The sequence below is a fragment of the Brevibacterium sp. OS20 genome, from assembly GCF_056837565.1.
The window spans coordinates 1,824,419-1,849,699 of sequence record NZ_CM166367.1; the positions used below are offsets into that span (position 1 = coordinate 1,824,419).

Below are 25,281 nucleotides of genomic sequence, written 5' to 3' on the forward strand. Positions count from 1 at the left end.
TGTTATGCGTTTCATCTCAAATGACCCGAACACCGATCTCACCTACTCCGATGTCTTCCTCGTGCCGAACTCGTCGGCACTGACTTCGCGCTTCGAAGTCGACCTCACGGCGACCGATCCGACCGGGTCGACGACGCCGCTCGTCGCAGCGAATATGACTGCTGTGTCCGGTCGACGGATGGCGGAGACGATGGCACGTCGCGGGGGACTGGCGGTGCTGCCCCAGGACATTCCGCTGACCGCCGCGCAGGAGACCATCGCCTGGGTCAAGAGCCGCGACCGGATCTTCGAATCCGCGCTGCGCTTCTCGCCTGATGACACAGTGCTCAACGCTCTGCACGTGCTGGCCAAGCGTTCGCACGGCTTCGGCGTCGTCGTCGACGACGGGGGAAGGCTCGAAGGCATCATCAATGCTGCAGATCTGCGCGGAGTCGATCGCTTCACCTCGGTGGCGGAGCTGTTGGACTCCTCACCGCATGTCATCCGCGCTTCCGAGGTAGACTGGGAGGACGCTGCACAGCTGGAGTCCCTCTTCGAGTCGATGACGGAGTCGCGAGCCGAGTTCGCCGCTGTCGTCGACGATGAGAACACGGTGCTCGGCAGCCTGACTCCGAAGTCGCTGCTGCGCTCGTCCATCTACACGCCCAATGTCGACGATCGAGGACGGCTGAAGATCGCCGTGGCCATCGGCGTCAACGGTGCCGCGGTCGAACGTGCCGCTGCGTTGGTCGAAGCCGGCGCGGACGTCCTCGTCGTCGACACCGCCCATGGCCACCAGGTGAAGATGCTCGACACACTGTCGGCGATCGCGGATGCCGAGCTCGGGGTGCCGATCGTGGCCGGAAACGTCGTCACGGCCGAAGGGGTCCGCGACCTCGTCGCTGCCGGCGCCGACATCGTCAAGGTCGGAGTCGGCCCGGGAGCCATGTGCACGACCAGGATGATGACCGCGGTCGGTCGTCCCCAGTTCTCCGCAGTGCTCGAATGCGCCGAGGCGGCTCGCGAGCTGGGTGCCCACGTGTGGGCCGACGGCGGAGTCCGCTACCCCCGCGATGTCGCTCTGGCCCTGGCGGCCGGGGCCTCTCAGGTGATGGTCGGATCCTGGTTCGCCGGGACCCACGAATCGCCCGGCGACCTGCTCGTCGACGGAGAGGGTCGGAAGTACAAGGAGAGCTTCGGCATGGCTTCGGCTCGGGCCGTGGCCAACCGGACCAGAGCGGAATCGGCCTTTGCGCGCGCTCGGAAGGGACTGTTCGAAGAGGGCATCTCTTCGTCAACTATGTACATCGACCCTGAATCTCCTGGGGTCGAGGACCTGCTCGACGGCATCACTTCGGGCGTCCGCAGCTCCTGCACCTATGCCGGGGCCGGTGATCTCGGAGAATTCGCGCGTATGGCCGCGGTCGGTGTTCAGAGCGCCGCCGGCTACGAAGAGGGCCGACCGCTGTCGGGAAGTTGGTAAGATCTCCTCATGCACAGTGACAGTCCCGGCCGGCGGGAAGCCGGCGCCCCAGATGACGACCCTCACCCCGCGAGGGTCTCACACCTCAACTGCTCTGCTGAGCAGATAGCGATCGGCGGGGACAGTCACTGATGGAATGGATACTCCTCGCCCTCGCGCTGCTGCTCATCCTCGGCACCGGAGTCTTCGTCGCAGCCGAATTTTCGCTGCTGACGCTCGACCGCCATACAGCCGATAAAGCGGTTGAAGAAGGTGTCGTCGGCGCGAAGACGCTGCGGCGTTCGATGACCCACCTGTCCACCCAGCTCTCGGCAGCGCAGGTGGGCATCACGATCACCACTCTGCTCACCGGTTACCTCATGGAACCGTCCTTGGGCAGGCTGCTGGCGCCGCTGTTCGAGGCCTGGGGCGTCGGCCCCGGCCTCGCGGCCCCGCTGGCGCTGACCATCGCCCTCATCGTCTCCACCGTGGGATCGATGATCTTCGGAGAGCTCGTGCCGAAGAACCTCGCCATCGCTGTTCCGCTGGCGACCGGTCGCATCGCCGCACCGATGCAGTACGTCTTCTCGATCGTCTTCAAGCCCGTCATCGCCGTCCTCAACGGTACGGCGAACAAGATCCTCATGTCGATGGGCATCGAGCCGCAGGAAGAAGGCTCGGTGGGGCGTTCCCCGGAGGAGCTGACCTCACTCGTGCGGCACTCCGCCGAAGAGGGCGTGCTCGATGAGCAGACAGCAGGTCTGCTGGAGAGGACTCTGAGCTTCTCCGAGCGCACCGCGGAAGACGTGATGACTCCGCGCACGCGCATGTCCACGGTGGACAAGGACACCACGGCTCGACAGATCATCGAACAGGCTCGGGACACCGGATTCTCCCGGTTCCCCGTGGCTGACGAGGACAAGGACCACATCGTCGGAGTCGTTCACGTCAAACAGGCCTTCGCCGTGCCTCCGAGCAACCGCGACGACGCCTACGCAGGAGGGCTGATGACCGAGGTCCGTGAGATCCCGGAGACGCAGCGCCTCGACCCGCTGCTCTTGGAGCTGCGCGCCACCGGTCTGCAGATGGCTGTGGTCGTCGATGAGTTCGGCGGCACAGCTGGAGTGGTCACGCTCGAGGATGTCGTCGAGGAGCTCGTGGGCGAGGTCGCCGATGAGCACGATCGGATGCGCGTCGCGGCACGACCGGCTCGCGACGGCTCCTGGATCGTGCCCGGTCAGCTGCGGCCCGATGAGATCTCGTCGACGATAGGGGTCACGATCCCGGAGGACTCGGACTACGAGACTCTGGCCGGATTCGTCCTCAAGGAGCTCGGGCGGATTCCCGAACCGGGTGACGAGGTCCGCATGGACGATGCCCGCATCGTGGTCGAACGGATGCACGGACGACGCATCGAACGCCTCCGGGTGGTGCTGCGCGCCGCCGACGCAGGGGCTTTCGAAACCGGAGGTGAGACTCGATGAGCGCCGATTGGTTCGGACTGGTCTGGCTGGTCGTTCTCCTGCTGGGCAACTCCTTCTTCGTCGCCGCCGAATTCGCGATTGTCGCTGCCAAGCGATCACAGATCGAACCGCGAGCGGCCGAAGGCTCCGCGGCGGCCAAGACCGCTCTCTATGCGATGGAGCACGTATCACTGATGCTGGCGATCTGCCAGCTCGGCATCACCGTGTGCTCCCTGCTTTTGGGCAATGTGGCCGAACCGGCCATCCACCACCTGCTCGCCGGTCCCCTCGAGGGCCTGGGCATTCCCGCCGGACTGTCCTCGACGATCTCCTTCGTCCTGGCGCTCGGCGTCGTCACCTACCTGCACGTGGTCATCGGTGAGATGGTGCCGAAGAACCTGGCGCTTGCCGCCTCCGGCCAGGCCGTGATGCTGCTGGCGACACCGCTGGTGTTCCTGGCGCGGGTCTTCGGTTTCGTCATCCGCCCCCTCAACGGCCTGGCCAATGGGGTCCTCCACCTGTTCAAGATCGAGGCCCGTGACGAGGTCAATGAGGCCTATACGATCGAGCAGGTCGAATCGATCGTGGCCGAGTCGAAGCGCGAGGGACTGCTCAGTGATGATACTGGGCTGCTCAAGGGCGCCATCGAGTTCAGCGACAAGACTGCGTCCGACATCATGGTCCCGATGTCCGAACTCATCACGATCTCGGACAAGGTGACCCCGAACGAGCTTGTGACCTTGGTCGGCAAGACAGGCTTCTCCCGATACTTCGTCGTCGGTGACGACGGGTATCCGCAGGACTACCTCCACATCAAGGATGTCCTCTACGCGGACACCGAAGAGGCCTTCGACGCTCCAGTGCAGAGCAAGCGCTTCCGCCCCCTGTTCACGGTCACCGCCGATGACGAGGTCGAAGAGGCGCTGGCGCAGATGCAGAAGGCGGGAATCCATGTCGCCCGCGTCATCGACTCTCAGGCGCAGGTCCTCGGCCTGCTGTTCCTCGAAGACGTGCTCGAAGAGCTCGTCGGCGAAGTCCAGGACGCGATGCAGCGGGGACGATTCGACTTCCGCCGCTGAGCGTTCTGCGCCGGCCGATCCGCCCGGCTCACCCATTCGCCTAGACGGCGGCCTCCTGATTGCGGGGAGGCCGCCGTCGAGGCGTCGCGTCCGCTCCCGGCGCTGTGCCGGTGCGCGGGGCCATGTGTTCGGCCGTGAGCCCATGCCTGTGCTCGTGGGAAGTGCCGTTCGGCGCGGAGTCCCAGACGTGACCGACTGTGTAACGGTTCGTAACGAAACAGTGATTCAGGACAGCTGGAGTAGGGCGCCTGTAGTGATCTGTGACCATGCATCGTCAGGAAATGACCAGGTCACACGCTGTGTATGAACTGAAGGTGACATTCTGTAACGATGTCGTTATAGTGTTGTGACATAAGCTTTCGGGCGCCCGGCAGAGGGCTTCCACCGCACAATCTTCACCAACAGTATGGAGCACTATGTCGAGTGAGCTCTCGACCGTCGAGGCGCCGCCGGTCCGCCGACGTGATCTGCGGAAGCAGAACGCCTCTTCGCAGGTTTCGACGATCAACTCTTCGCATCCCGTGACATCGCAGTCGCGGAACAGCGCATCCGCAGCCCTCTCACCTCGTCGCGCGGCGATGGCCGCCGAGGCCCGCGCAGCAGTGGGCTCACCGCGACGGGCAGCGATGGCCAAAGAGGCTTCTCGACCGATGACCCCTGCGGGTCATACGTCGACGCTGGCCGCGGCTCAGCTCGGCAACCGCGGTTCCGACGGTTCGCTGCTGCGCTCGGTCCGCCGCCGTCAAGTCACCACCTTCTCCGCTCTGGCCACCGTCTCGGTCACCGGTACCGCCATCGCTGCCGTGATGGTCGCCGGCAACATGAGCGGCAACCAGGAAGTCAAGGTCGACGACACGGCTGCACAGTCCCAGCCGCGTGCGATCAACGCCGAATCGGTCTCCGCCGACATCAAGGTCGACGACGATGACAAGACCTCGATGACCATCGGCGCCCCGAGCGCCAAGCAGACCAAGGTCGACGCGGCGTCTCGCGCGATCACGAAGACCGTTCTGCCCGGCTGTGACGAAGCAGCCCCGAAGGGTGAGGCGAGCAACGGCGAGCTGCCCGACGGATGGCTGTGCGAGATCGGCGTGGGCAATCACAAGCTGCGCTCCGATGCGGCCGTGTCGTTCGCGAAGATGAACGCTGCCTTCAAGAAGGACACCGGCAAAGACCTCGCAGTCACCGACTCCTACCGTTCGCTGGAATCACAGGTCTCCGTCGCCGCACGCAAACCCGGCTTCGCGGCTCGTCCCGGAACCTCCAACCACGGTTGGGGCCTGGCACTGGACCTCGGCGCGGGAACGCAGAACGGAACCGGCCAGCAGTACGAATGGCTCGTCGCCAACGCCGAGAAGTTCGGGTGGGAGAATCCGGACTGGGCCAAGCGCAATTCCTATGAGCTCTGGCACTGGGAATACGTGCCCGGCCGCAAGGCTATGAAGGGTGCCTGATCTGCTCGAACATCGCTGATCACAGCCCTACGGCACCGCGGGCAGTCCTCGAGGACTGCCCGCGGTGCCGTTTTGGGAGGTGGTGCCCAACGGTGATAGAGTTGCATCCGTTGCCCGCGTAGCTCAGTGGATAGAGCGTCTGCCTCCGGAGCAGAAGGTCGTAGGTTCGAATCCTGTCGCGGGCACCACGACACCGCCCATCTCAACTTCTGAGGTGGGCGGTTCTGCATTCGCGGTCCGAGTGGTCGATGGTGCAGACAGGATCTAAGGTAGTCGGAGACGAGACCCGGACCGCGATGTGAGGCATACGATGTCGGAATCTGCTGAAGAGCCCGTCCAGACCGGCGCGGGGGACGATGAGATCGTCCTCCGAGCGCAGGGTCTGCGCAAGAGCTTCGGCCGCGGTGATACGGCAGTCGACGCTCTCGACGACATCAGCGTCGACTTCGAATCGGGACGCTTCACCGCCATCATGGGACCCTCCGGGTCCGGAAAATCGACGTTCATGCATGTGCTTGCCGGGCTCGACCGTGTCGATTCGGGTTCGATCATCATGCGCGGCCAGGACATCACCCGTCTCAACGACCGGCAGCTGACTCAGCTGCGGCGTGACCGCGTCGGCTTCATCTTCCAGGCCTTCAACCTCGTCCCGACGCTGAGCGCTGAACAGAACATCGAACTGCCGGTCTCGCTGGCCCGGAAGAAGATCGATCGCGAGTGGAAGGCCGAAGTGGTCGAACGCCTCGAACTCGGCGATCGGCTGCAGCATCGTCCGCACGAGCTCTCCGGCGGTCAGCAGCAGAGAGTCGCCGTGGCCCGGGCTCTGCTGACGCGACCGGATGTCATCTTCGCCGATGAGCCCACGGGAAACCTCGACTCCCATGCCGGAGCGGAGGTCCTGTCCCTGCTCGGTCGGGCCACGACCCTGTACGGGCAGACGATCATCATGGTCACCCACGACCCCGTCGCGGCATCGCACGCCGGCCGGGTCGTTCTGCTCAAGGACGGACGAGCCACGGGTGAAGTTCGTCAGCCGACGCGCGAGAGCGTGGTCACGGCGCTGAGTGAACTGAGCTCTCTGTGATCGCAGTCGCCCTCGCGCAGATTCGGATCCACTGGGCCCGATTCCTCGCAATCGGCCTCGGCATCGCATTGGCTTCCGGATTCGTCGCAACCACCCTGATCATCAATTCCTCGCTGCAGGACAGCCTCGAACACGCCGTCGGCCGTTCTTTCGAGAAAGCCGACCTCACCGTCGTCCCGGACAGAGACGTCTTCGTCGGGGGAGACGAGGCCTCTCCGCTGCTGCGCCCCTTGGCCGAAGTCGACGGGGTGGCTACCGCGTCGTTGTCGGCCCGCACAGTGACCACGGGCCGAGGTGCCGCATTCTCCGAAAGCTCTTTTGCGCTGTCTCCGGTGCCCGCCGATGAACGGCTCGACACGTTCGATATGGTCTCCGGTCAGCGACCGGAAGCGACGACGGACCTCGTGCTCGACACTCGCACGGCCAGCGATCTCAACGTCGGAGTCGGCGATGAGATTCGCTTCACCGTCGATGCTGTGCCAGTGGAGAGCGGAAACGATGACATGCCGATCTACCGGGGTCCGAGTCAGAGCAGCGTCACCTTCTCCGTCGTGGGCATCGCCGAAATGGGGCAGGATCCGGCCCTGCCCGGCGCCACTCGAGCGCTGACGACAGCATCGGGCTATCAGGAGTATTTCGCCCAGCAGGGCGATGTCATCGCCATTCAGATCGCCCTCGAGAGCGGCGCGGACCCAGAGGCTGTGCGTACACAGCTGCAGAGGGTCATCGACGGTTCGGAACTGAGCGGCAGCCTCGAAGCGCTCTCCGTGGACGATGCCGTGAAAGCGAAGACCGACCGCCTCTCCGGCGGCAACGCTGTCGTGACCGGTCTCCTGCTCGTCTTCGCCGGAATCTCCGTCATCGTCGCCATCCTCGTCGTCTCCAACACCTTCTCCGTCATCGTCGCCGGACGCCGTCGGGAATTCGCTCTGCTGCGCTGCCTCGGCGCCACCCGCCTGCAGATGTACGGCTCGGTCGTGGCCGAAGGGCTCTTCGTCGGATTGCTCGGGTCGATCTTCGGTGTGCTCACCGGGGTCGTCGGCAGTCGCGGACTGATGGCTGTAGCGGTGCGCTACTGGCCGCAGGAGTTCCCCTACGACACTCTCACCGTTCCCGTCTCCGCCCTGGTCAGCGGTGTCGTCGTCGGTGCCCTGCTGACGATTGTGGCCACCATCCGACCGGCTCGCAGTGCCATCGCTGTGACACCGCTCGAAGCACTCCAGCCCTTCGACGCATCCATCTCGCCGAGCACCCGCGCTCGTCCGCGCCACCTCGTGGGTTTCGGCTGCATCGGGCTGGGTGTGGTTCTCGTCATCGTCTCGGTCTATGCGGTGTCGGCTTCGCAGCTCTGGATCCTCGGCGGAGCGCTGGGTGGGGGACTCGTGGTCACGGGGCTGGTCATCAGCGCGGCGAAGATCATCCCGCCCGTCGTCGCATGGACGGGGGAGGTGCTGTTCAGCCCTTGGGGCGTTCCCGGTCAGCTGGCGACCCTGAACACATTGCGCAATCCGCGTCGCACCGCGGCCACAGCCACGGCGCTCATCATCGGCGTGACCTTGGTGGCGACGATCCTCGTGGGCGGCATGTCGACGAAAGCGACGCTCAGCCACGGCCTCGACCAGCGTTATCCCGTTGACATCTCCGTGCCGCTGTCGGGCCTCGTCGATGATGACCAACTCGACGATGTGCGCGAGATCCCCGGCGTGTCCACCGCGGTCATCGCCCACCGCGCCGAGGCGGTCGAAGACTTCAAAGGCTCCCGTCCCGAGATCTTCGTCATCGACCCGGACAGCGCCGAGACCGTACTCGGAGACGCGGCCGCGAACATCGTGTCCGGACGGGTCACAGTCCCCGAAGACTATCCTTCACCGACAGTGCGGGTGAAAGGGCTCAACGAGATGAGCGTGCCCGTGCACAGGGACGGCCTCTCCAGTCTCGCCTTCTTCACCACCCCCGACGTCGGCAACGATCTCGGCATCTCGGCGACGACGACGGCCGTGCTCGTCCGCCTCGACGAGGATGTCGACGTCGACGAGATCACCCGCATCCGTCAGTCCGTGGCCGAGACGCTCGACGTCTCCAGCGACGAGGTCGGCGGCTCGGCCGTCGCCCGGGGCGCCTATTCCGAACTCATCGATGTCATGCTGGCCGGGGCCGTGGCTCTGCTGTTCGTCTCCGTGGTCATCGCGCTCATCGGCGTCTCGAACACGGTCAGCCTCTCCGTCATCGAGCGCCGCCGGGAGAACGCGCTGATGCGGGCGCTGGGGCTGAGCCTTGCGCAGCTGCGGACCCTACTGGCGCTCGAGGCGGTGCTCATCTCATCGGTGGCTGCACTGCTGGGACTCGTGCTCGGCGGTGCCCTGGGCATCGTCGGCACACGGTTGGTCACCCACGACTACTCCACCGACCTCATCGTCGACTTCTCTGCCCCGTCCTTCCTCGGCATCCTCGGCGTGGCGGTCGTCGCCGGCATCCTCTCCGCTCTGGCACCGGCCAGGCGAGCGTCCCGACTCTCACCGGTCGAAGGTCTCAAACTCGACTTCTGATGGGCCCCGGCCACCGAACCGGACGTCGGTGTCTGATAGGAAAGAGCTCATGAACTCCGCGCGCATCCGCATTCTGATCGTCCTCGGAATCGTCTTCGCTGCCTTCAATCTGCGCCCCGGAGTCACCGGGCTCTCGCCTCTGCTCGACACCATGGGCGAAGAGATCGAACTGAGCGCGGTGTTCCTGGCCGTCATCGGCATGCTGCCGCCGCTGCTCTACGGCATCAGCGGCTTCATCACCCCGCGGCTCTATGCCCGCTTCTCCGGACTCGGCCTGACCTTGGCCGCCATGGTGATGGTCATGATCGGACTGGGTGTCCGCTCGGTCATCGATTCGCCGTCGCTGTTCCTGGCGCTGAGCGTGCTGGCCCTGCTGGGAATGGGCATCGGAAACGTCGTCCTCCCGCCCCTGGTGAAATCGTATTTCCCCGACAGGGTGGCCCTCATGTCGACCGTGCACGTCGGGCTCCTCCAGTTCGGGACGTTCATTCCGCCGCTCGTGGCGGTTCCCCTCGCCTCCGGTGTCGGTTGGAGAGGCTCACTGCTCGTCTGGGCCGGTTTCGCGGCTCTGGGTGCGGTCGTGTGGATCGTCATCCGCATGGCCAGGCCCGCACCCGCCGCCGAGGTGGCCGTCGCCGTCGTCGGCGGCAGCGAGCTCTCCCGCCTTCTGCGCAGCCCTCGGGCCTGGGCGCTGATGACGATGACGGGTCTGACGTCGTTCAACAACTTCATCCTCTTCACCTGGCTGCCGGGTCTGCTCACCCGCTCCGGGTTCGATGCTGCCTTCGGCGGGGCGATGCTCGCGCTGGTCACAGCCATCCCTCTCGTCCTCGGATTCGTCCTGCCGACCCTGGCTCAGAAGATGACCTCGGCCTATCCCATCGTCGTCGGCTTCTGCCTCAGCCTGGCCGTGGGGTACCTGGGTCTGTGGCTGCTGCCGACAGCGGCTCCCGTGCTGTGGACAGTGTTGCTGGGCATCGGCATCTCCACGTTCCCACTCGCTCTGACACTCATCACCCTCCGGGCGCGAAACGCCGAGGCGGCGGCTTCCCTGTCCGGCTTCGTCCAGGGCGGAGGGTATCTCCTCGCGGCCACCGGCCCGCTGATCTTCGCCTTTCTCCTCCAGAGCTTCGACAGCATGTGGCCGGCATTCGTCGTGGTGCTCGCCTCGGTGGCCGTCAAATTCTTCGTCAGCCACGCCGCCTGCCGACCCGGCGCCATCTGAAGCCCGGCGGGCCTCCGTCTCGTCATGAGAGCGAAGATGACATCGGATTCGTCCTCGCCGTCCGGGCCCGAGTACTCTGTTCGAGTGACCCCGGAAGACTTGCAGACTGCACTCGCGCGCGCCTTGGCGACGGCCGAGGCAGGCCTCGTCGCACCGGGGTTCGCCATGCAGATCGACGTCCTGGCTCCGAACCGTTCCGAACTCGGTGACTGGACGACGCCCGTGGCGCTGCGCGCCGCCGCTGCACCCGAGCAGCGGACCGAGCTCGCCGCGCATCTGTGCACCGAACTGCATGCCCTGACCGGGGTGGCGGATGCCGTCATCGCCGGGCCCGGCTTCGTCAACGTGACCCTCACTCCCGCTGGCCGAGCACATGTGCTCAACGACATCATCACCGCAGCGGGGGAGACCGATTCGATCGAGGGAGCGGAACAGGACGGGTCGCCGCTGCGCACCCTGCTCGTCGCTGCGGACCGGGAATCGGCACAGGCGCCCGTCGCCGGCGACCACGACCGTGACGTCGACCCGGTCGCGGTGAATAGCCTGCAGCGCGGCCATGCCGCCGCCTGCCGTGAGCAGCGGCGGGCGCACCGGGCGGGAATCCGGTCCGAGGCCGTCGATGCGGCGAGACTCGAGGATCCGAGCGAGACGCGAATGCTCAATGCCGTGGCGGGACTGCCGTCAGCGCTGGAACGCTCGCGCCGCCTCGGCGAGAACGATCTGTTCGTCAACGCTCTTATCGACCTCGGCGATGCCGTCGAGGACTGGATCCGCCGCTGTCCGGTCACTCCGACGGTCGACGAGGACATCACCGTCACCCATGCCTCCCGGCTCTTCGCTCTGAGAGCCGTCATCATCGTCCTCGCCGCAGGACTACGACAATTGGGCGCTTCGGCCCCGGAGAGGATCTGATGCCCGCACATATCGCAGGGACTCTGCACGCGACACCGGCCCCGGTGTGGCTGCCCTATCCCGATGACGTCAATGCGCTGCTGCCGAGTCTGTGGTCGGACAACGTCACGAAGACCGACGACGGAGTGCTCACGATCGCCGGTCATTCCGTGACGGACCTGGCCGAACGCTACGGGACCCCCACTCTCGTCATGGACGTCGCTGACTTCCGCAGCCGTGCCGAGGCCTACCTGAGCACATTCTCCAACGCCTTCTCCGTGGAGAAGGGACTGGCTGGCGCCGATGTGTTCTACGCCGGGAAGGCATTCCTGTGCACAGCTGTGGCCCGCTGGGTGCATGAGGCCGGGCTCGGCCTCGACACCTGCTCCCTGGGCGAGATGATGATCGCCCGCGCCGCCGATGTCCCCGGCGACCGCGTCGGGCTGCACGGAAACAACAAATCGACGGCGGAGCTCGAATACGCACTCGACTACGGCGTGGCCAGGATCTTCGTCGACAGCCTCGATGAGGTCGCACGTCTGGAATCCATCGCTGCGGCCAGAGGAACGGTCGCCCCGGTCATGCTGCGAGTCACGGTCGGCGTCGAAGCGCACACCCACGACTTCATCGCCACGGCTCACGAAGACCAGAAGTTCGGGCTCTCGCTCGCCGACGGCACCGCCGCCCGGGCCGCTCGGCTGGTCGCCGAATCCGAACATCTGCGTCTCGACGGTCTCCACTCCCACATCGGTTCGCAGATCTTCGACATCTCCGGATTCCAGGTCGCCGCCGCCCGCGTACTCGCCTTCCGAGCCGAGATCATGGGCGAACACGGCATCGACCTGCCCGATGTCGACCTCGGCGGCGGCTTCGGCATCCGCTACACCTCCCAGGACACGCCGATCCCGGTCGCGGAGATGGCCGCAGAGCTCGCCGCCGTCGTGGCCAAGGAATGCCGGGGCCTGGGCACGAGCGTCCCCAGGATCTCCATCGAACCCGGTCGCGCCATCGTCTCCCCGGCGGTGTTCACTCTCTACGAGGTCGGCACCGTCAAACAGGTGAGCACGGACAGCGGCACTCGCACATATGTCGCTGTCAACGGGGGAATGAGCGACAACATCCGCACGGCACTCTACGACGCGGACTATTCGTGCACCTTGGCCAACCGGAACTCGAACGCCGAGCCTGCGATCGTGCGGGTCGTCGGCAAGCACTGCGAATCCGGTGACATCATCGTCCGCGACGAATACATGGGCGCAGACGTCACTGCAGGCGATCTCGTCGCGGTCCCCACCACCGGGGCGTACTGCCGCTCGCTGGCCAACAACTACAACCATCTGCCCCGGCCGGGCGTGCTGGCCGTCGAGGCCGATAGAGTTGAGTGGATCGTGACCCCCGAAGACCACACGCAGATGTTCGCCACGGACCCGGGAATGGCCGGGGGAGTGGCGTCGAACTGATGAGTGCGAGAGACAAGAGCGGAAAAGGTGAGGAAATGCAGGCACTGAAGGTTGCCATGCTCGGATGCGGAGTCGTCGGCACGGAGGTCGCCGCCCGAATCCAGAATCGCGCGGAGGGCCTGGCCGAGCGCATCGGCGCTCCGCTGGAGCTGAGCGCAATCGTCGTCCGCGATGCTTCCAAGGCCCGTCCGGGAATCGACGAGAAGCTGCTGACGACCGACGCCGAGGCGGCCATCGCCGGAGCCGATATCGTCGTCGAGCTGATGGGCGGAATCGAACCCGCCCGCTCGCTCATCACCGCAGCGCTGCGCCAGGGTTCATCGGTCGTGACCGCGAACAAGGCTCTGCTGGCCGCCAGCTACGGCGAGCTCATGTCCGCTGCCGACGACGCTGGTGTGCGCCTCGAGCACGAAGCGGCGGTGGCAGGGGCGATCCCGATCATCCGACCTGTCGGCGATTCGCTGGCCGGGGACCGAATCGAACGCATCATGGGCATCGTCAACGGCACGACGAACTACATCCTCGACCAGATGGACTCCGAGGGCTGGGATTTCGACCAGGCCCTCACTGCCGCCCAAGGGCTCGGATACGCAGAGGCCGATCCGACCGCTGACATCGGCGGACACGATGCGGCGGCGAAGGCTGCGATCCTGTCCTCGCTGGCCTTCCATGCACCCGTGTCGATCGATGACGTCCACGTCGAAGGCATCGAAGGCGTCACCGCCGAGATGGTCGAGACCGCCCGGGACCAGGGCTTCGTCATCAAACTCCTCGCCGTGTGCGAACGTGTGGCCTCATCACCGGCAGGGGCCGGTCTCTCGGCGCGCGTCTATCCGGCGCTTCTCGACCGAGGACACGCACTGGCATCCGTCCGCGGTGCCTTCAACGCCGTGTTCATCGAGGCCGAAGCCGCCGGCGAGCTGATGTTCTACGGACAGGGAGCCGGTGGAGCACCGACCGCATCCGCCGTGCTCGGCGACCTCGTGTCCGTGGCCAGGCGCAAGGTGCTCGGCGGACGCGGACAGTACGAACGCCCCTTCCACGAGGACTACCCGATCCTGCCGATCTCGGCGATCACGACCAGGTACCACATCACCCTCGACGTGGTCGACCGTCCCGGTGTGCTCGCCGCGGTCTCCGAGGTCTTCGCCGATGAAGGGGCATCCATCGAACTGATGCGACAGACGATCGGGGACATCGACGACAACGGCGTCCAGCACGCGAAGCTCGTGCTGGCCACCCACTCGAACACCGACTCGACTCTGCAGAAGACGGTCGATCGACTCGTCGATCTGCCTGTCGTCCACACCGTCAAATCCGTGATCCGCGTAGAAGGACAGTGACTATGAACTACCCCAGACACCAGTGGCAGGGCGTCGTCGAGGAATACCGCAGCCTCCTCGACATCTCTGCTGACACTCCTGCCGTCACACTCGGTGAGGGCGGGACCCCGCTGATCAGGGCGGAGAAGCTCAGCGCACGCACCGGTGCCCAGGTGTGGGTGAAGTACGAGGGCCTCAATCCGACTGCGTCGTTCAAAGACCGCGGTATGACAATGGCGATCACCAAGGCTGTGGCCCACGGTGCCAAAGCCGTCATCTGCGCCTCGACGGGCAACACCTCGGCCTCTGCCGCCGCCTATGCCACGAAGGCCGGACTGACCTGCGCTGTGCTCGTGCCCACCGGCAAGATCGCGCCGGGGAAGATGAGCCAGGCCATCGCCCACGGAGCGACCCTGCTCGAAGTCGACGGAAACTTCGACGACTGCCTGACGCTGTGCCGCAAGCTCTCGGAGTCCTACCCGGTCCACCTCGTCAACTCGGTCAATCCCGATCGCATCGAAGGCCAGAAGACCGCGGCTTTCGAAGTCGTCGACGTCCTCGGCGACGCTCCCGACATCCATGTTCTGCCCGTCGGCAACGCCGGCAACATCACGGCGTACTGGAAGGGCTACAACGAATACCGCGAACACGGGATCTCCAAGCAGCTGCCTCAGATGTGGGGCTTCCAGGCCGCCGGTGCCGCACCGCTGGTGCTCGGCCACCCCGTCGACGAACCGGACACGGTGGCGACCGCCATCCGCATCGGCAACCCCGCCAGCTGGACGCAGGCCGAAGCTGCGCGTGACGATTCGGGCGGTCTCATCGATTCGGTCACCGACGACGAGATCCTCGCCGCCCATAAGATCCTGTCCAGCGAAGAGGGCATCTTCGTCGAACCCGGTTCGGCCGCCTCGGTGGCGGGTCTGCTGAAGATGGCCGACGCCGGTCGGGTCCCTGCCGCTGCGACGATCGCGGTCACCGTGACCGGTCACGGACTCAAGGACCCCAGCTGGGCCCTGCACACCGCCGACGGGTCCGATATCGAGACCAAGCGGGTCTCCGTCGACGCCGTCAGCGCCGCACGCGCCCTGGGACTCGAGGACAGCTGAGGGTGCGCGTCCGACTCGAGGTCCCGGCCACCTCGGCGAATCTGGGGCCCGGCTACGACTCGTACGGGCTGGCCCTCGACATCGTCGACACCCTCATCCTCACCGTCCACGACGCAGCGGTCGATCCTCACCGCTGCGTCGAGGTCACGGGGGAGGGCGCCGAGGTGCTGCCCCGGGACGGCTCGCACCTGATCATGCGCATCATCGGTGAGGTGCTCGACTCGGAGTTTCCCGCCGTCGCGGCGGAGCTGAGGCCGCGTCTGTCGCTGGAGTGCGACAACCGGATCCCTCATTCCCGCGGACTGGGCTCCTCGGCCGCAGCCGTCGTGGCCGGCATCGCCCTCGCAGCGGAGCTCGGAGCCTGGTCGACCGGAGTCGAGCTGAGCCGGGACCGGATCCTCGAGATCGCCACCGCCGTCGAGGGGCATCCGGACAACGCCGCCCCCGCGATCTTCGGCGGACTCACTGTCTCTCTGTCGGAGCCAGTGAAGTCGTGGCAGGTGCCGGTGCGCACCGTCGAGGCGGTCACCGTGCTCGTGCCCTCGTTCCGCCTTGACACCGAGGTCGCCCGTGGACTCATTCCCGCCGGCATCGATCACGCGATCGCGGCCGACAATTCGGCTCGGGCGGGCCTGCTCGTCCACGGGATGAGCAATGACTCCCAGGTGCTCTTCGAAGCCACCCGCGACCAGCTCCATCAGGAATTCCGTCGCGGCGCCTATCCGGAGTCGATGGCGCTGGTCGACGCACTGCGCGCCGAGGGTCTCCCGGCCGTCGTCTCCGGCGCCGGACCGACGGTGCTCGTCCTCGCCGAGGCGGTTCCCGACGCCCTCGTGCCGGAAGGCTTCGTCGCTCAGCGCACCGCGATTGACCTCGGTGGTTACCGGGTGAGCCGAGAAATCTGAGGAAACGATTCGCCAGATCGTCTCCGAACAAGTAGACTGTAGGTGTTCCGACAGGGCACGGCTTCCCGCTGTTCTTCACAGGTCCGTCGCCGATGTCATACATTCTGGAACATCTCCTGCTCATTCTTTAGCAGGTTTTCTTTCACAACGCACCGTCAATGGTGTTTCCGTCGCCGTGAGCAAACGGCACATGCCGCACGGCCGAAAGAGGGAGAAGGACCTTCGTGTCTGAAACCACCACTCAGGATTCCACCCCGCGCACAGGCAGCCTCACAGCGCTGCGGCTGCCTCAGCTCCAGGAAATGGCTGCCGGTCTGGGAATCAAGGGTTACCGTCGCCTTCGCAAGAGCGAACTGATCGACGCCATCAACAGCCACTCGGGCGGATCCGCTGAGAAGAAGTCCGCCCCCACCGAGAAGAAGCCCGCCGCAGAACCGGCCGCCAATACCGAGAAGCCGGCGGAGAAGCAGGACGAGAAGAAGCAGGAGTCGACGAACCGTCGCTCCTCGCGTCGCTCTGCCGCTTCCGCGTCCGAGGACGCTCCGGCGCTCATCATCGAACCGAACTCCGAGTCCTCGTCGTCTTCGACGGCGAACGAGTCCGGTGCGGACCAGTCGGCGGGAGCACCCTCCGAGGAGAACAGCGGCGACCAGGATCGTCAGCGCTCTCGCCGCAGCCGTTCTCGCTCCCGGGGCTCCGAGTCCCAGACCGAGGGCAGCGACAGCAGCGGTGAGGAATCGGCCGACCGCGGCGGCCAGGATCGCTCCGGCGACCAGGACCGCTCCGACCGTGACCACCGCGGAGGACGCGACAACGACCGTCGCAGCCGGAACAACGACCGCTCCGACGACAACCGCGGCGGCAACGGCCGGGGCAACAATGACCGGGACGGCGGCAACGATCGCAGCCACCGCAACGACCGGGGCGGCAACAACGACCGCAACGATCGTCGCAACCGCAGCAACGACGATGACGATCGCGGCAACAACCGCCGCGGACGGGGTCGTGACCGGAAGCGCCGCGGCCGCGGCAACGACGAGCCGGACATCCGCAACGACGATGTGCTCATCCCCGTCGGCGGCATCCTCGACGTCCACGACAACTACGCCTTCCTCCGCACCTCCGGCTACCTGCCGGGACCGAACGACGTGTACCTTTCGGCATCCATGGTGCGCAAGAACGGTCTGCGCAAGGGCGACGCAGTCGCCGGTGCGATCCGTCAGCCGCGTGAGAACGAACAGCGGAACAACAAGCGCGAGAAGTTCGATGCTCTCGTCCGCCTCGATTCCGTCAACGGGCTCACCGTCGACGATGCCCGCAGCCGTGTCGAATTCTCGAAGCTGACTCCGCTCTACCCGCAGGATCGTCTGCGCCTCGAGACCACCTCGAAGCTGCACTCGACTCGTCTCATCGATCTCATCACCCCCATCGGCAAGGGCCAGCGCGGACTCATCGTCGCGCCTCCGAAGGCCGGCAAGACGACGATCATGCAGCAGATCGCCAACGCGATCACGGAGAACAACCCCGAAGCGCACCTCATGGTCGTCCTCGTCGACGAACGTCCCGAGGAAGTCACGGACATGCAGCGTGCGGTCAAGGGCGAAGTCATCGCCTCGACCTTCGACCGTCCGGCCGACGACCACACCACGATCGCCGAACTCGCCATCGAACGCGCCAAGCGTCTCGTCGAGATGGGCTCCGATGTCGTCGTGCTGCTCGACAACATCACGCGCCTGGGACGTGCCTACAACATCGCCCAGCCTGCATCCGGTCGGATCCTCTCCGGCGGTGTCGACGCCAATGCGCTCTACCCGCCGAAGAAGTTCTTCGGTGCTGCACGCAACATCGAAGGCGGCGGCTCGCTGACCATCCTCGCCACGGCTCTCGTCGAGACCGGCTCCAAGATGGACGAAGTCATCTTCGAAGAGTTCAAGGGCACCGGCAACATGGAGCTGCGTCTGAGCCGTCAGCTTGCCGACAAGCGCATCTTCCCGGCCATCGACGTCAACTCCTCGAGCACCCGCCGCGAAGAGATGCTCATGACCAAGGAAGAGACGAAGGTCATGTGGCAGCTGCGCCGACTGCTCTCGGGCCTCGAGCAGCAGCAGGCTGTCGAACTGCTCATGTCGAAGCTCAAGGAGACCGGCTCGAACGTCGAGTTCCTCATGCAGGTGCAGAAGACGACCCCGCTGCCGAAGTCGTCGACCGACAACAGCTGAGATGGTCGACGACACCCTCACGGCCAGCGTCAGCGCACTGCTCGATGAGCACGCCCGGGTGCAGGAGGAACTCTCCGACCCCGCGGTCCACGCTGACGCCGGCCGGGCCAAGAAGCTGACCAGGCGGTACGCGGAACTCGACAAGGTCGCCGCGGCCGCCCGGCACTTCGCCCAACTCGAAGCCGACCACGCAGCCGCCGTGGAGCTGGCCGAGGACGACGTCGACTTCGCAGCGGAGGCCAAGCGTCTGTCCGCAGAGATGGAGACGGCCGAGGGTGAGCTCAAAGATCTCCTGGTACCCAGCGACCCGGATGACTCCCGAGACGCCATCATCGAGATCAAAGCCGGCGAAGGCGGCGACGAATCCGCACTGTTCGCCGGTGACCTGCTGCGGATGTACCAGCGGTGGATCGACTCGCGCGGCTGGTCGAGCCAGATCCTCGACGCCACGCATTCGGATCTCGGCGGATACAAGGACGTCACCATGGCCGTCAAGGCGAAGAACGACGGCGCCTACGGCTGGGTGAAGTTCGAAGGCGGAGTGCACCGTGTCCAAAGGGTGCCGGTCACCGAATCGCAGGGACGCATCCACACCTCCGCAGCCGGGGTGCTCATCTTCCCCGAAGTCGATGAACCCGAAGAGATCCAGCTGGACGAACACGATCTGCGCATCGACGTCTACCGCTCGTCCGGACCCGGCGGCCAGTCCGTGAACACCACGGACTCCGCTGTGCGCATCACGCACCTGCCGACCGGCATCACAGCGAGCTGCCAGAACGAGAAGTCCCAGCTGCAGAACAAAGACGCAGCGATGCGCATGCTCCGCGCTCGGATCTTGGCCAAGCAGGCCGAAGAGGCCGCAGCGGAAGCCGCCGACATCCGTCGTTCGCAGGTGCGCACCGTCGATCGCTCGGAACGCATCCGCACCTACAATTTTCCGGAGAACCGGATCACCGATCACCGCACCGGATACAAGGCCTACAATCTCGATCAGGTGCTCGCCGGCGACCTCGATCCGGTCATCGGATCCTGCCGCGACGCTGACAAGGCCGCACGCCTCGACGCACTGGGGGACTGACCTGGACACTGTCAGGCCGACTCTCGTCTCCGACCTCCTTCGCGGGGCGACCACGCTCCTCACCGAAGCAGGCATAGCGAGTCCCGAAGCCGATGCGCTCGAACTGCTCGCCCACGCATGGTCGATCGACAGGGCATCGCTGAGCCGCCGCCGTCTCTTCGACGAACCCGTGCCGGAGTCGGTGAGCACTCGATTCGCCGAACTCTGTGACCAGCGGCGGCGGCGGACACCGCTGCAGCATCTCACCGGCATCGCCCACTTCCGGCATCTGCAGCTGCAGGTGGGCCCCGGAGTCTTCGTGCCCCGACCGGAGACGGAGCTGCTCGCCGGAGCCGTTCTGAGCGAACTGTCCGAACTCGCCGAAACTGACTCGACGACGGAGAACGACAAGGCTCGGCGTCCCTTCGTCATCGACCTGTGCTCCGGTTCGGGAGCGATCTCCCTCTCCGTTGCCACCGAATTCGACTGCGTCGACGTCCTCGGCGTCGAACGCGAATCCGCGGCCCTGGAATGGTCTCTGAAGAACCTCGAGCAGTGCCGCCTCGGCGAGTCGACGGTCGAGTTCATCTCCGGTGATGCGACGACGATCACGAAGGCTCGGCCGGATCTGTGCGGGCGTGCCGACATCGTGGTGACGAACCCGCCCTATGTTCCCGATTCCGCCGTGCCGCGGGACCCGGAGGTCGCCGAACACGATCCCGCGGCCGCGCTCTACGGCGGGGATTCGGGTTTGGAGATTCCGGGACTCATCATCAGTCAAGCCGAGCAGCTGCTGAGATCAGGCGGACTCTTTCTCATGGAACACAGCGAGGAACAGGGCGAAGGGGCACGGGAACTCCTGGAGGCCACGGCCAGTCTGAGACATGCCGCCACATTCCAGGACTACACTGGACGCGACCGCTATACAGTGGCGCGCCGTGAGGCGTAGGGGATCTCGGAGACGAATTCCCGCCGCGTACTGCCCAGTACCGAAACCACAACCCGAACATTCGAAACGGAGAACTCGTGTCGAGACGATTCGACGTCAGCCAAGAAGAGATCCGTGAACTCGTCTTCGACGAGTGCGCGCGAGTCGTCGACACAGGCAACCTGCTCGTCATCCCCACCGATACGGTCTACGGGATCGCCGCCGATGCCTTCAGCGCATCGGCCGTTGCGGCTCTGCTCGCGGCCAAGGGCCGGGGACGGGACATGCCGCCTCCGGTTCTCGTCCCACGCGCGGAGACCATCTTCGGGCTCGTCGACGGGGTCGATGAGACCGTGCTGGCACTGACCGCGAAATTCTGGCCCGGACCGCTGACGATCATCGCGAACGCTCAGCCCTCCCTCGACTGGGACCTCGGCGATACCCACGGAACCGTGGCCGTGCGCATGCCCGGCGACGAGTCGGCGCTGGCCCTGCTCGGCCGCACCGGGCCTCTGGCCGTGTCGAGTGCGAACATCTCCGGACAGCCCGCCGCCAGGACCGCCGACGAAGCGCAGGAGATGCTCGGCGACGATGTCGACATCTACGTCGACGGGGGAGTGCGGGAGTCGGGGCTGTCCTCGACGATCATCGACCTCAGCGGCGACGTGCCCCGCATCCTGCGCCGCGGTCCGATCACCGCCGAGGACCTGCGCGAAATCGTCCCCGAACTCATCGACCTGGACGGCTGAGTGCGCGCCTACCTCTTCATCCTCGTCGTCTCCGCCCTCGTGGCGTACCTGCTGACTCCAATGGTCAAGCGGGTGGCCGAACGAGGAAAGATCTTCTCACCGCTGCGTGACCGCGACGTCCATTCCGTTCCGACACCGAGGCTGGGCGGAGTCGCGATGTTCGGCGGGCTTCTGGCCGGCCTCATCTTCGCCTCCCAGATGCCCTTCCTCAATCGGATCTTCGTCGAATTGGGCCCGATCATCGGAATCGCCGGAGCCGCCGGCCTGCTGTGTCTGCTCGGAGTCATCGACGACATCTGGGACCTCCACTGGATGGCGAAACTCGCGGGCCAGGCTCTCGCCGCAGGCTTCATGGCGATCAAGGGAGTGGCGCTGCTGTCGATCCCCTTCGGCGGAGTCATCATCGGCTCGCCGCGGATGTCGATCATCGTCACTGTCCTCGTCGTCCTCGTGACCATCAACGCGGTGAACTTCGTCGACGGACTCGACGGTCTTGCCGCGGGCGTCGTCGCCATCGGCGGCAGCGCCTTCTTCATCTACTCCTACTGGCTCGCTCGTGACGCTTCACCGGAGTCGTATGCGAACCTCGCCTCGCTCATCATTGCGATCCTCGTCGGCGCCTGCCTCGGTTTCCTCCCGCACAATTTCAATCCGGCGAGGATCTTCATGGGCGACTCCGGGTCGATGCTCATCGGCCTGCTGCTCGCCGCCTCGACGATCAGGGTCACCGGCCAGGTCGACCCGGCGCTGATCGGCCAAGAGCGAGCGTTCGCCACATTCATGCCGATCATCCTGCCTGTGGCCGTGATGTTCCTGCCGCTGCTCGACCTCGGACTGGCCGTGGTGCGCAGGCTGCGTGCCGGACAGTCTCCGTTCTCCGCCGATGCCAAACACCTCCACCACCGGATGCTGCGTCTGGGACATTCCCACGCGCGTGCGGTGCTCATCCTCTATACCTGGACGGCGCTCATCGCCTTCGGATCGGTGCTGCTCCTGTTCAAGGGCTGGCTGTTCTCGGCCTGCGTCATCGGCGGCCTCGCTGCCATCACCCTGATCTTCACCTTCTATCCCCTTCGCATGCGTCAGAAAGCCAGAGAGGAAATCTCGTGACCGATCCGACACCGCGCCGAGAGACCGAAGTCGAAGCAGCTTGGACCCGCGTCTGGAGGACGCTGCTCATCCGGGGCATCATCCTCGTCCTTGTCGTCGCGGCCCTCGGCATGGGCATCGGCTGGCTGGTCTCGGGGATGACGGGATTCGTCGGCGGGGCCGTCGGCGGGGGACTGGCCGCGGTCTTCATCATCATCACCCTCGTCGTCATGTACGTCGGACGGAACATGGGGCTGACCGCGATCGCCGGGTTCCTCGGCATCGGTTTCCTCTTCAAGGCCTTCATCTTCATGATCGTCATCTGGCGCATCAAGGACGCCACCTGGCTCGACGGAACGGTCGCCTTCTTCACGATCGTCGTCGCAGTGATCGGCTCCTCGCTCGTCGAGGCGATCACCGTGGTCAAGGGACGGGTTCCCTATGTCGATCCGGAGGCGAATTAGTCGGGGAGACCAATCCTCGCTCCCATTTGAGACGCGTCGTGGGGCGAGGCGCAAGACGAATGACGTGTCGTATAAAATCGTTGACAGAAATTGCACAGAGAAGCCTGATGAATTTGTCGGTCACTCTCTACAGTTGGTAGAGTAGACCCGGTGCTTGGGCGGATCTTCGCCCTTTGTCGCTCCTGAACCTCAAGCCTCGCCTTCAGTGCGGGGCCAAGGCCAGGCCATCAGGGCCCTTGACCATGGGAGAGTAGTAAAAACGTGGGAACACTCAACGCCGCGAACACAACAGTCAGTGCTGCAGAAGGCGGCTTCCACGCACCGTCGATGGCTGAATTCTTTCCAGCCTCGTTCCTCTTTGAGGGCACACCGTTCGAAATGAACCGCGTGATGCTCATCCGCATCATCGCCACCGTCGCCGTCGTTGTGCTGCTGGCCGTCTGGGCCAAGCGCATGAAGCTCATCCCGTCCCGCTTCCAGTCGAGCATGGAGCTCGCCATGGAATTCGTGACCGTCGGCATCGCCGAAGACACGATGGGCAAGGAGAAAGCCAAGAAGTTCATGCCGCTCATTGTGGCGATCTTCTTCGGTATCCTCTTCTGGAACGTGACGAAGCTCATTCCGTTCCTCAATATGCCGGGAACCGGCGTCATCGGTATGCCGATCGTGCTGACCCTCGTGGTCTATGTGACCTACCACTGGGCCGGCATCGCGGAGAAGGGCCTCGGCCGCTACCTGAAGGATTCGCTCATCCTGCCCGGCGTCCCGCCGGCGATGCACATCCTGCTCATCCCGATCGAGTTCATCACCAAGTTCGTCACCCAGCCGTTCACTCTGGCGATCCGACTCTTCGCGAACATGATGGTCGGCCACCTCCTGCTCGTCCTCTGCTTCTCCGCTACGAGCTTCTTCCTCTTCGACGCCGCCAACGGATTCCAGTTCTTCGGCATCGTCACCTTCGCCGGCGGCATGTTCGTCTTCATTCTCGAGATGCTCATCGTCGTGCTGCAGGCCTACATCTTCGCTCTTCTGTCCTGTGTGTACATCAATGCCGCGATCTCGGACGAACACTGAGATCGCACCCAGTCTGTAACCCCCTAGTGTTACAAAGCCGGGCCAACCACCCGGCTGCCATATGAAAGGAAAAGCATCCTATGGATACGCTCGCTGCAGTTGAGATCACCGGTAGCCTCAGCACCATCGGCTACGGCCTCGCCGCAATCGGCCCCGGTGTCGGTGTCGGCATCGTCATCGGCAAGACCATCGAGGGAACCGCCCGTCAGCCCGAAATGGCCGGCGCCCTGCGCGGAAACATGTTCCTCGGTATCGCTCTGATCGAGGCCCTGGCCCTCATCGGTATCGCCACCCCGTTCTTCCTGCCCTGATCTCGAAGAGGACTGAAAGATGACTCCGGTAAACATCGTCGCCTCCGCGGAGAACCCGCTTCTCCCGGCGCTGTACGACATCGTCTGGAGTGCCGTCTGTCTGCTGATCGTCTTCCTGGTTGTCTGGAAGTACGTCCTTCCCGCCTTCAACAAGACCCTCGACGAGCGCGCTGAGCGCATCCAGGGTGGAATTGAGAAGGCCGAGAAGGTGCAGGCCGAAGCCGATCAGGCTCTGGCCGAGTATCAGAAGCAGCTCGCCGACGGTCGTGCCGAAGCTGCACGACTGCGCGCCGAGGCTCAGGAAGAAGGCGCCCAGATCATCGCCGACATGAAGGCCCAGGCTCACTCCGAGGCTGATCGCATCATCGCTCAGGCACAGACCCAGATCGACGCCGAACGTCAGTCCGCCATGGTGCAGCTGCGTTCCGAGGTCGGCACTCTTGCCACGGACCTGGCATCGCGCATCGTCGGTGAATCACTCACCGATGACCAGCGTTCGGCCAATGTGGTTGATCGCTTCATCTCCGATCTCGAGTCCAACTCGTCCGCGCAGCCGGTCAAGGGGGCGTGATGCTCCAGTCGAGCAGATTGTCCCTGCAGGCCGTCCTCGAGACCGCGAATTCCGAGATCTCCGGGGGAGACCCCCGACAGATCGGTGAGGAGACTCTGGCACTCGTCGGCGTCCTCGCCGAGAATGTCGGACTGCGCAAGGCTCTGGCAGACTCCTCCGAGTCGGCCGAGAGGAAGCAGCAGCTGCTGCGGACTCTGTTCTCGACTCGGATCACGGATGCGGTTCTGCGTATCAGCGACAAGGCCGTCGGTCATCGTTGGGCGCGGACCCAGGACCTCGTCACCAGTCTCGAAGTCGCCGGTGTGACTGCGATCGCCGCTGCCGCACAGGCAGACGGGAAGCTGGGGCAGGTCGAAGAGGAGATCTTCCGCTTCGCGCGTCTGCTTGAATCCAACCACGAGCTGTCCCGCGCGCTTGATTCGCAGGCCACCGATGAGAGCAAGCGCGCTCTCGTCTCCGACCTGCTCACCGGCAAGGCACAGCCAGACACCATCAAGCTGGTCGAACAGGCAGCTCTGCACCCGCGCGGACTCCGCGTGGCGAAGGCGCTCGACCAGTACAGCGATATCCTCGCCGCCCGCCAGCAGCGGTCGGTTGCGGACGTCACCGTCGCCAGACCTCTGAGCGAGTCGCAGACCGAAAGGCTGCAGGCGGCATTGTCGGCCAGCTATGGTCGCGAACTCGTCCTCAATGTCCAGGTCGACCCCGATGTTCTCGGGGGAGTCCGGGTGCAGGTCGGCGACGAGATGATGAACTCGACCGTGGCCGATCGACTGGCCGATGTGCAGCGCAAGCTCGCAGGTTGACACTAGTGGCCGGCTTCTCCGGCATCGGCGGCCC

General features: G+C 65.1%; 22 protein-coding genes and 1 tRNA gene. All 23 read left to right on the forward strand.

Annotated features, from left to right (window positions below):
- Window positions 1-4 precede the first annotated feature (4 nt).
- The 23 genes from guaB1 (at window position 5) to ACVZTU_RS08200 (ending at window position 25,247) form a co-directional block, all read left to right on the forward strand.
- Entirely contained in the window at window positions 5-1,462 is a 1,458-nt protein-coding gene (gene guaB1, locus ACVZTU_RS08090; RefSeq protein WP_139907896.1) for a GMP reductase, read from the forward strand.
- 131 nt (window positions 1,463-1,593) lie between these two features.
- Window positions 1,594-2,925, forward strand: a complete 1,332-nt coding sequence (locus tag ACVZTU_RS08095) for a hemolysin family protein (protein WP_139466966.1) — start codon at window positions 1,594-1,596, stop codon at window positions 2,923-2,925.
- Window positions 2,922-3,983: a hemolysin family protein gene (locus ACVZTU_RS08100; RefSeq protein WP_101545483.1), complete on the forward strand. Its 1,062-nt coding sequence runs from the start codon at window positions 2,922-2,924 to the stop codon at window positions 3,981-3,983. The genes ACVZTU_RS08095 and ACVZTU_RS08100 overlap by 4 nt, the downstream gene beginning before the upstream one ends.
- Window positions 3,984-4,399: 416 nt before the next feature.
- On the forward strand, window positions 4,400-5,437 hold the full coding sequence (locus tag ACVZTU_RS08105) for a M15 family metallopeptidase (RefSeq protein WP_139466968.1): 1,038 nt from the start codon (window positions 4,400-4,402) through the stop codon (window positions 5,435-5,437).
- Window positions 5,438-5,549: 112 nt separating this feature from the next.
- Window positions 5,550-5,625 (forward strand) — tRNA-Arg (locus ACVZTU_RS08110).
- 122 nt (window positions 5,626-5,747) lie between these two features.
- Entirely contained in the window at window positions 5,748-6,521 is a 774-nt protein-coding gene (locus ACVZTU_RS08115; protein ID WP_139466969.1) for an ABC transporter ATP-binding protein, read from the forward strand.
- The gene (locus tag ACVZTU_RS08120) at window positions 6,518-9,067 is read left to right on the forward strand and encodes an ABC transporter permease (RefSeq protein ID WP_139466970.1); all 2,550 of its coding nucleotides are present in this window, start codon (window positions 6,518-6,520) and stop codon (window positions 9,065-9,067) included. Before ACVZTU_RS08115 ends, ACVZTU_RS08120 begins: the two co-directional genes overlap by 4 nt.
- Window positions 9,068-9,116: 49 nt before the next feature.
- Complete coding sequence (locus tag ACVZTU_RS08125) at window positions 9,117-10,292, forward strand: MFS transporter (RefSeq protein ID WP_446655672.1); 1,176 nt, start codon at window positions 9,117-9,119, stop codon at window positions 10,290-10,292.
- A gap of 84 nt (window positions 10,293-10,376) precedes the next feature.
- A complete protein-coding gene (locus ACVZTU_RS08130; RefSeq protein WP_420095545.1) occupies window positions 10,377-11,204 on the forward strand; it encodes a DALR anticodon-binding domain-containing protein in 828 nt (275 codons plus the stop codon).
- The gene (lysA, locus tag ACVZTU_RS08135; RefSeq protein WP_446655671.1) at window positions 11,204-12,643 is read left to right on the forward strand and encodes a diaminopimelate decarboxylase; all 1,440 of its coding nucleotides are present in this window, start codon (window positions 11,204-11,206) and stop codon (window positions 12,641-12,643) included. The genes ACVZTU_RS08130 and lysA overlap by 1 nt, the downstream gene beginning before the upstream one ends.
- Before the next feature lie 35 nt (window positions 12,644-12,678).
- The gene (locus ACVZTU_RS08140) at window positions 12,679-13,986 is read left to right on the forward strand and encodes a homoserine dehydrogenase (protein ID WP_420095543.1); all 1,308 of its coding nucleotides are present in this window, start codon (window positions 12,679-12,681) and stop codon (window positions 13,984-13,986) included.
- Between the two features lie 2 nt (window positions 13,987-13,988).
- Complete coding sequence (gene thrC, locus ACVZTU_RS08145) at window positions 13,989-15,074, forward strand: threonine synthase (RefSeq protein WP_172169184.1); 1,086 nt, start codon at window positions 13,989-13,991, stop codon at window positions 15,072-15,074.
- A gap of 2 nt (window positions 15,075-15,076) precedes the next feature.
- On the forward strand, window positions 15,077-15,979 hold the full coding sequence (thrB, locus tag ACVZTU_RS08150; RefSeq protein ID WP_482401694.1) for a homoserine kinase: 903 nt from the start codon (window positions 15,077-15,079) through the stop codon (window positions 15,977-15,979).
- Between the two features lie 224 nt (window positions 15,980-16,203).
- Window positions 16,204-18,198 (forward strand): transcription termination factor Rho, encoded by a 1,995-nt coding sequence (gene rho, locus ACVZTU_RS08155; protein WP_482401695.1) that lies wholly within the window; start codon window positions 16,204-16,206, stop codon window positions 18,196-18,198.
- 1 nt (window position 18,199) lies between these two features.
- Window positions 18,200-19,276 carry a peptide chain release factor 1 gene (gene prfA / locus ACVZTU_RS08160; protein ID WP_482401696.1) on the forward strand — a complete coding sequence of 359 codons (1,077 nt, stop codon included), beginning with the start codon at window positions 18,200-18,202 and terminating at the stop codon, window positions 19,274-19,276.
- A gap of 1 nt (window position 19,277) precedes the next feature.
- Window positions 19,278-20,204 carry a peptide chain release factor N(5)-glutamine methyltransferase gene (gene prmC / locus ACVZTU_RS08165; protein WP_482401746.1) on the forward strand — a complete coding sequence of 309 codons (927 nt, stop codon included), beginning with the start codon at window positions 19,278-19,280 and terminating at the stop codon, window positions 20,202-20,204.
- 77 nt (window positions 20,205-20,281) lie between these two features.
- A complete protein-coding gene (locus ACVZTU_RS08170) occupies window positions 20,282-20,932 on the forward strand; it encodes an L-threonylcarbamoyladenylate synthase (RefSeq protein WP_482401697.1) in 651 nt (216 codons plus the stop codon).
- Window positions 20,933-22,042 carry an MraY family glycosyltransferase gene (locus ACVZTU_RS08175; RefSeq protein ID WP_181270442.1) on the forward strand — a complete coding sequence of 370 codons (1,110 nt, stop codon included), beginning with the start codon at window positions 20,933-20,935 and terminating at the stop codon, window positions 22,040-22,042.
- Window positions 22,039-22,485 (forward strand): Cg1360 family ATP-synthase-associated protein, encoded by a 447-nt coding sequence (locus ACVZTU_RS08180; protein WP_482401698.1) that lies wholly within the window; start codon window positions 22,039-22,041, stop codon window positions 22,483-22,485. Before ACVZTU_RS08175 ends, ACVZTU_RS08180 begins: the two co-directional genes overlap by 4 nt.
- A gap of 327 nt (window positions 22,486-22,812) precedes the next feature.
- Window positions 22,813-23,559 (forward strand): F0F1 ATP synthase subunit A, encoded by a 747-nt coding sequence (gene atpB / locus ACVZTU_RS08185; RefSeq protein ID WP_039211199.1) that lies wholly within the window; start codon window positions 22,813-22,815, stop codon window positions 23,557-23,559.
- 80 nt (window positions 23,560-23,639) lie between these two features.
- Complete coding sequence (atpE, locus tag ACVZTU_RS08190; RefSeq protein WP_139907920.1) at window positions 23,640-23,870, forward strand: F0F1 ATP synthase subunit C; 231 nt, start codon at window positions 23,640-23,642, stop codon at window positions 23,868-23,870.
- 19 nt (window positions 23,871-23,889) lie between these two features.
- Entirely contained in the window at window positions 23,890-24,441 is a 552-nt protein-coding gene (locus ACVZTU_RS08195) for a F0F1 ATP synthase subunit B (RefSeq protein WP_039210678.1), read from the forward strand.
- Window positions 24,441-25,247 carry a F0F1 ATP synthase subunit delta gene (locus ACVZTU_RS08200; RefSeq protein WP_420095677.1) on the forward strand — a complete coding sequence of 269 codons (807 nt, stop codon included), beginning with the start codon at window positions 24,441-24,443 and terminating at the stop codon, window positions 25,245-25,247. Before ACVZTU_RS08195 ends, ACVZTU_RS08200 begins: the two co-directional genes overlap by 1 nt.
- The last annotated feature ends 34 nt before the right edge of the window (window positions 25,248-25,281 follow it).

What these genes read in the sequence shown, in the direction of transcription:
- guaB1 (WP_139907896.1), top strand. Translation starts at nt 5, where the DNA reads ATGCGTTTCATCTCAAATGACCCGAACACCGATCTCACCTACTCCGAT.
- ACVZTU_RS08095 (WP_139466966.1), top strand. Translation starts at nt 1,594, where the DNA reads ATGGAATGGATACTCCTCGCCCTCGCGCTGCTGCTCATCCTCGGCACC.
- ACVZTU_RS08100 (WP_101545483.1), top strand. Translation starts at nt 2,922, where the DNA reads ATGAGCGCCGATTGGTTCGGACTGGTCTGGCTGGTCGTTCTCCTGCTG.
- ACVZTU_RS08105 (WP_139466968.1), top strand. Translation starts at nt 4,400, where the DNA reads ATGTCGAGTGAGCTCTCGACCGTCGAGGCGCCGCCGGTCCGCCGACGT.
- ACVZTU_RS08115 (WP_139466969.1), top strand. Translation starts at nt 5,748, where the DNA reads ATGTCGGAATCTGCTGAAGAGCCCGTCCAGACCGGCGCGGGGGACGAT.
- ACVZTU_RS08125 (WP_446655672.1), top strand. Translation starts at nt 9,117, where the DNA reads ATGAACTCCGCGCGCATCCGCATTCTGATCGTCCTCGGAATCGTCTTC.
- lysA (WP_446655671.1), top strand. Translation starts at nt 11,204, where the DNA reads ATGCCCGCACATATCGCAGGGACTCTGCACGCGACACCGGCCCCGGTG.
- ACVZTU_RS08140 (WP_420095543.1), top strand. Translation starts at nt 12,679, where the DNA reads ATGCAGGCACTGAAGGTTGCCATGCTCGGATGCGGAGTCGTCGGCACG.
- thrC (WP_172169184.1), top strand. Translation starts at nt 13,989, where the DNA reads ATGAACTACCCCAGACACCAGTGGCAGGGCGTCGTCGAGGAATACCGC.
- prfA (WP_482401696.1), top strand. Translation starts at nt 18,200, where the DNA reads ATGGTCGACGACACCCTCACGGCCAGCGTCAGCGCACTGCTCGATGAG.
- atpB (WP_039211199.1), top strand. Translation starts at nt 22,813, where the DNA reads ATGGCTGAATTCTTTCCAGCCTCGTTCCTCTTTGAGGGCACACCGTTC.
- atpE (WP_139907920.1), top strand. Translation starts at nt 23,640, where the DNA reads ATGGATACGCTCGCTGCAGTTGAGATCACCGGTAGCCTCAGCACCATC.
- ACVZTU_RS08195 (WP_039210678.1), top strand. Translation starts at nt 23,890, where the DNA reads ATGACTCCGGTAAACATCGTCGCCTCCGCGGAGAACCCGCTTCTCCCG.
- ACVZTU_RS08200 (WP_420095677.1), top strand. Translation starts at nt 24,441, where the DNA reads ATGCTCCAGTCGAGCAGATTGTCCCTGCAGGCCGTCCTCGAGACCGCG.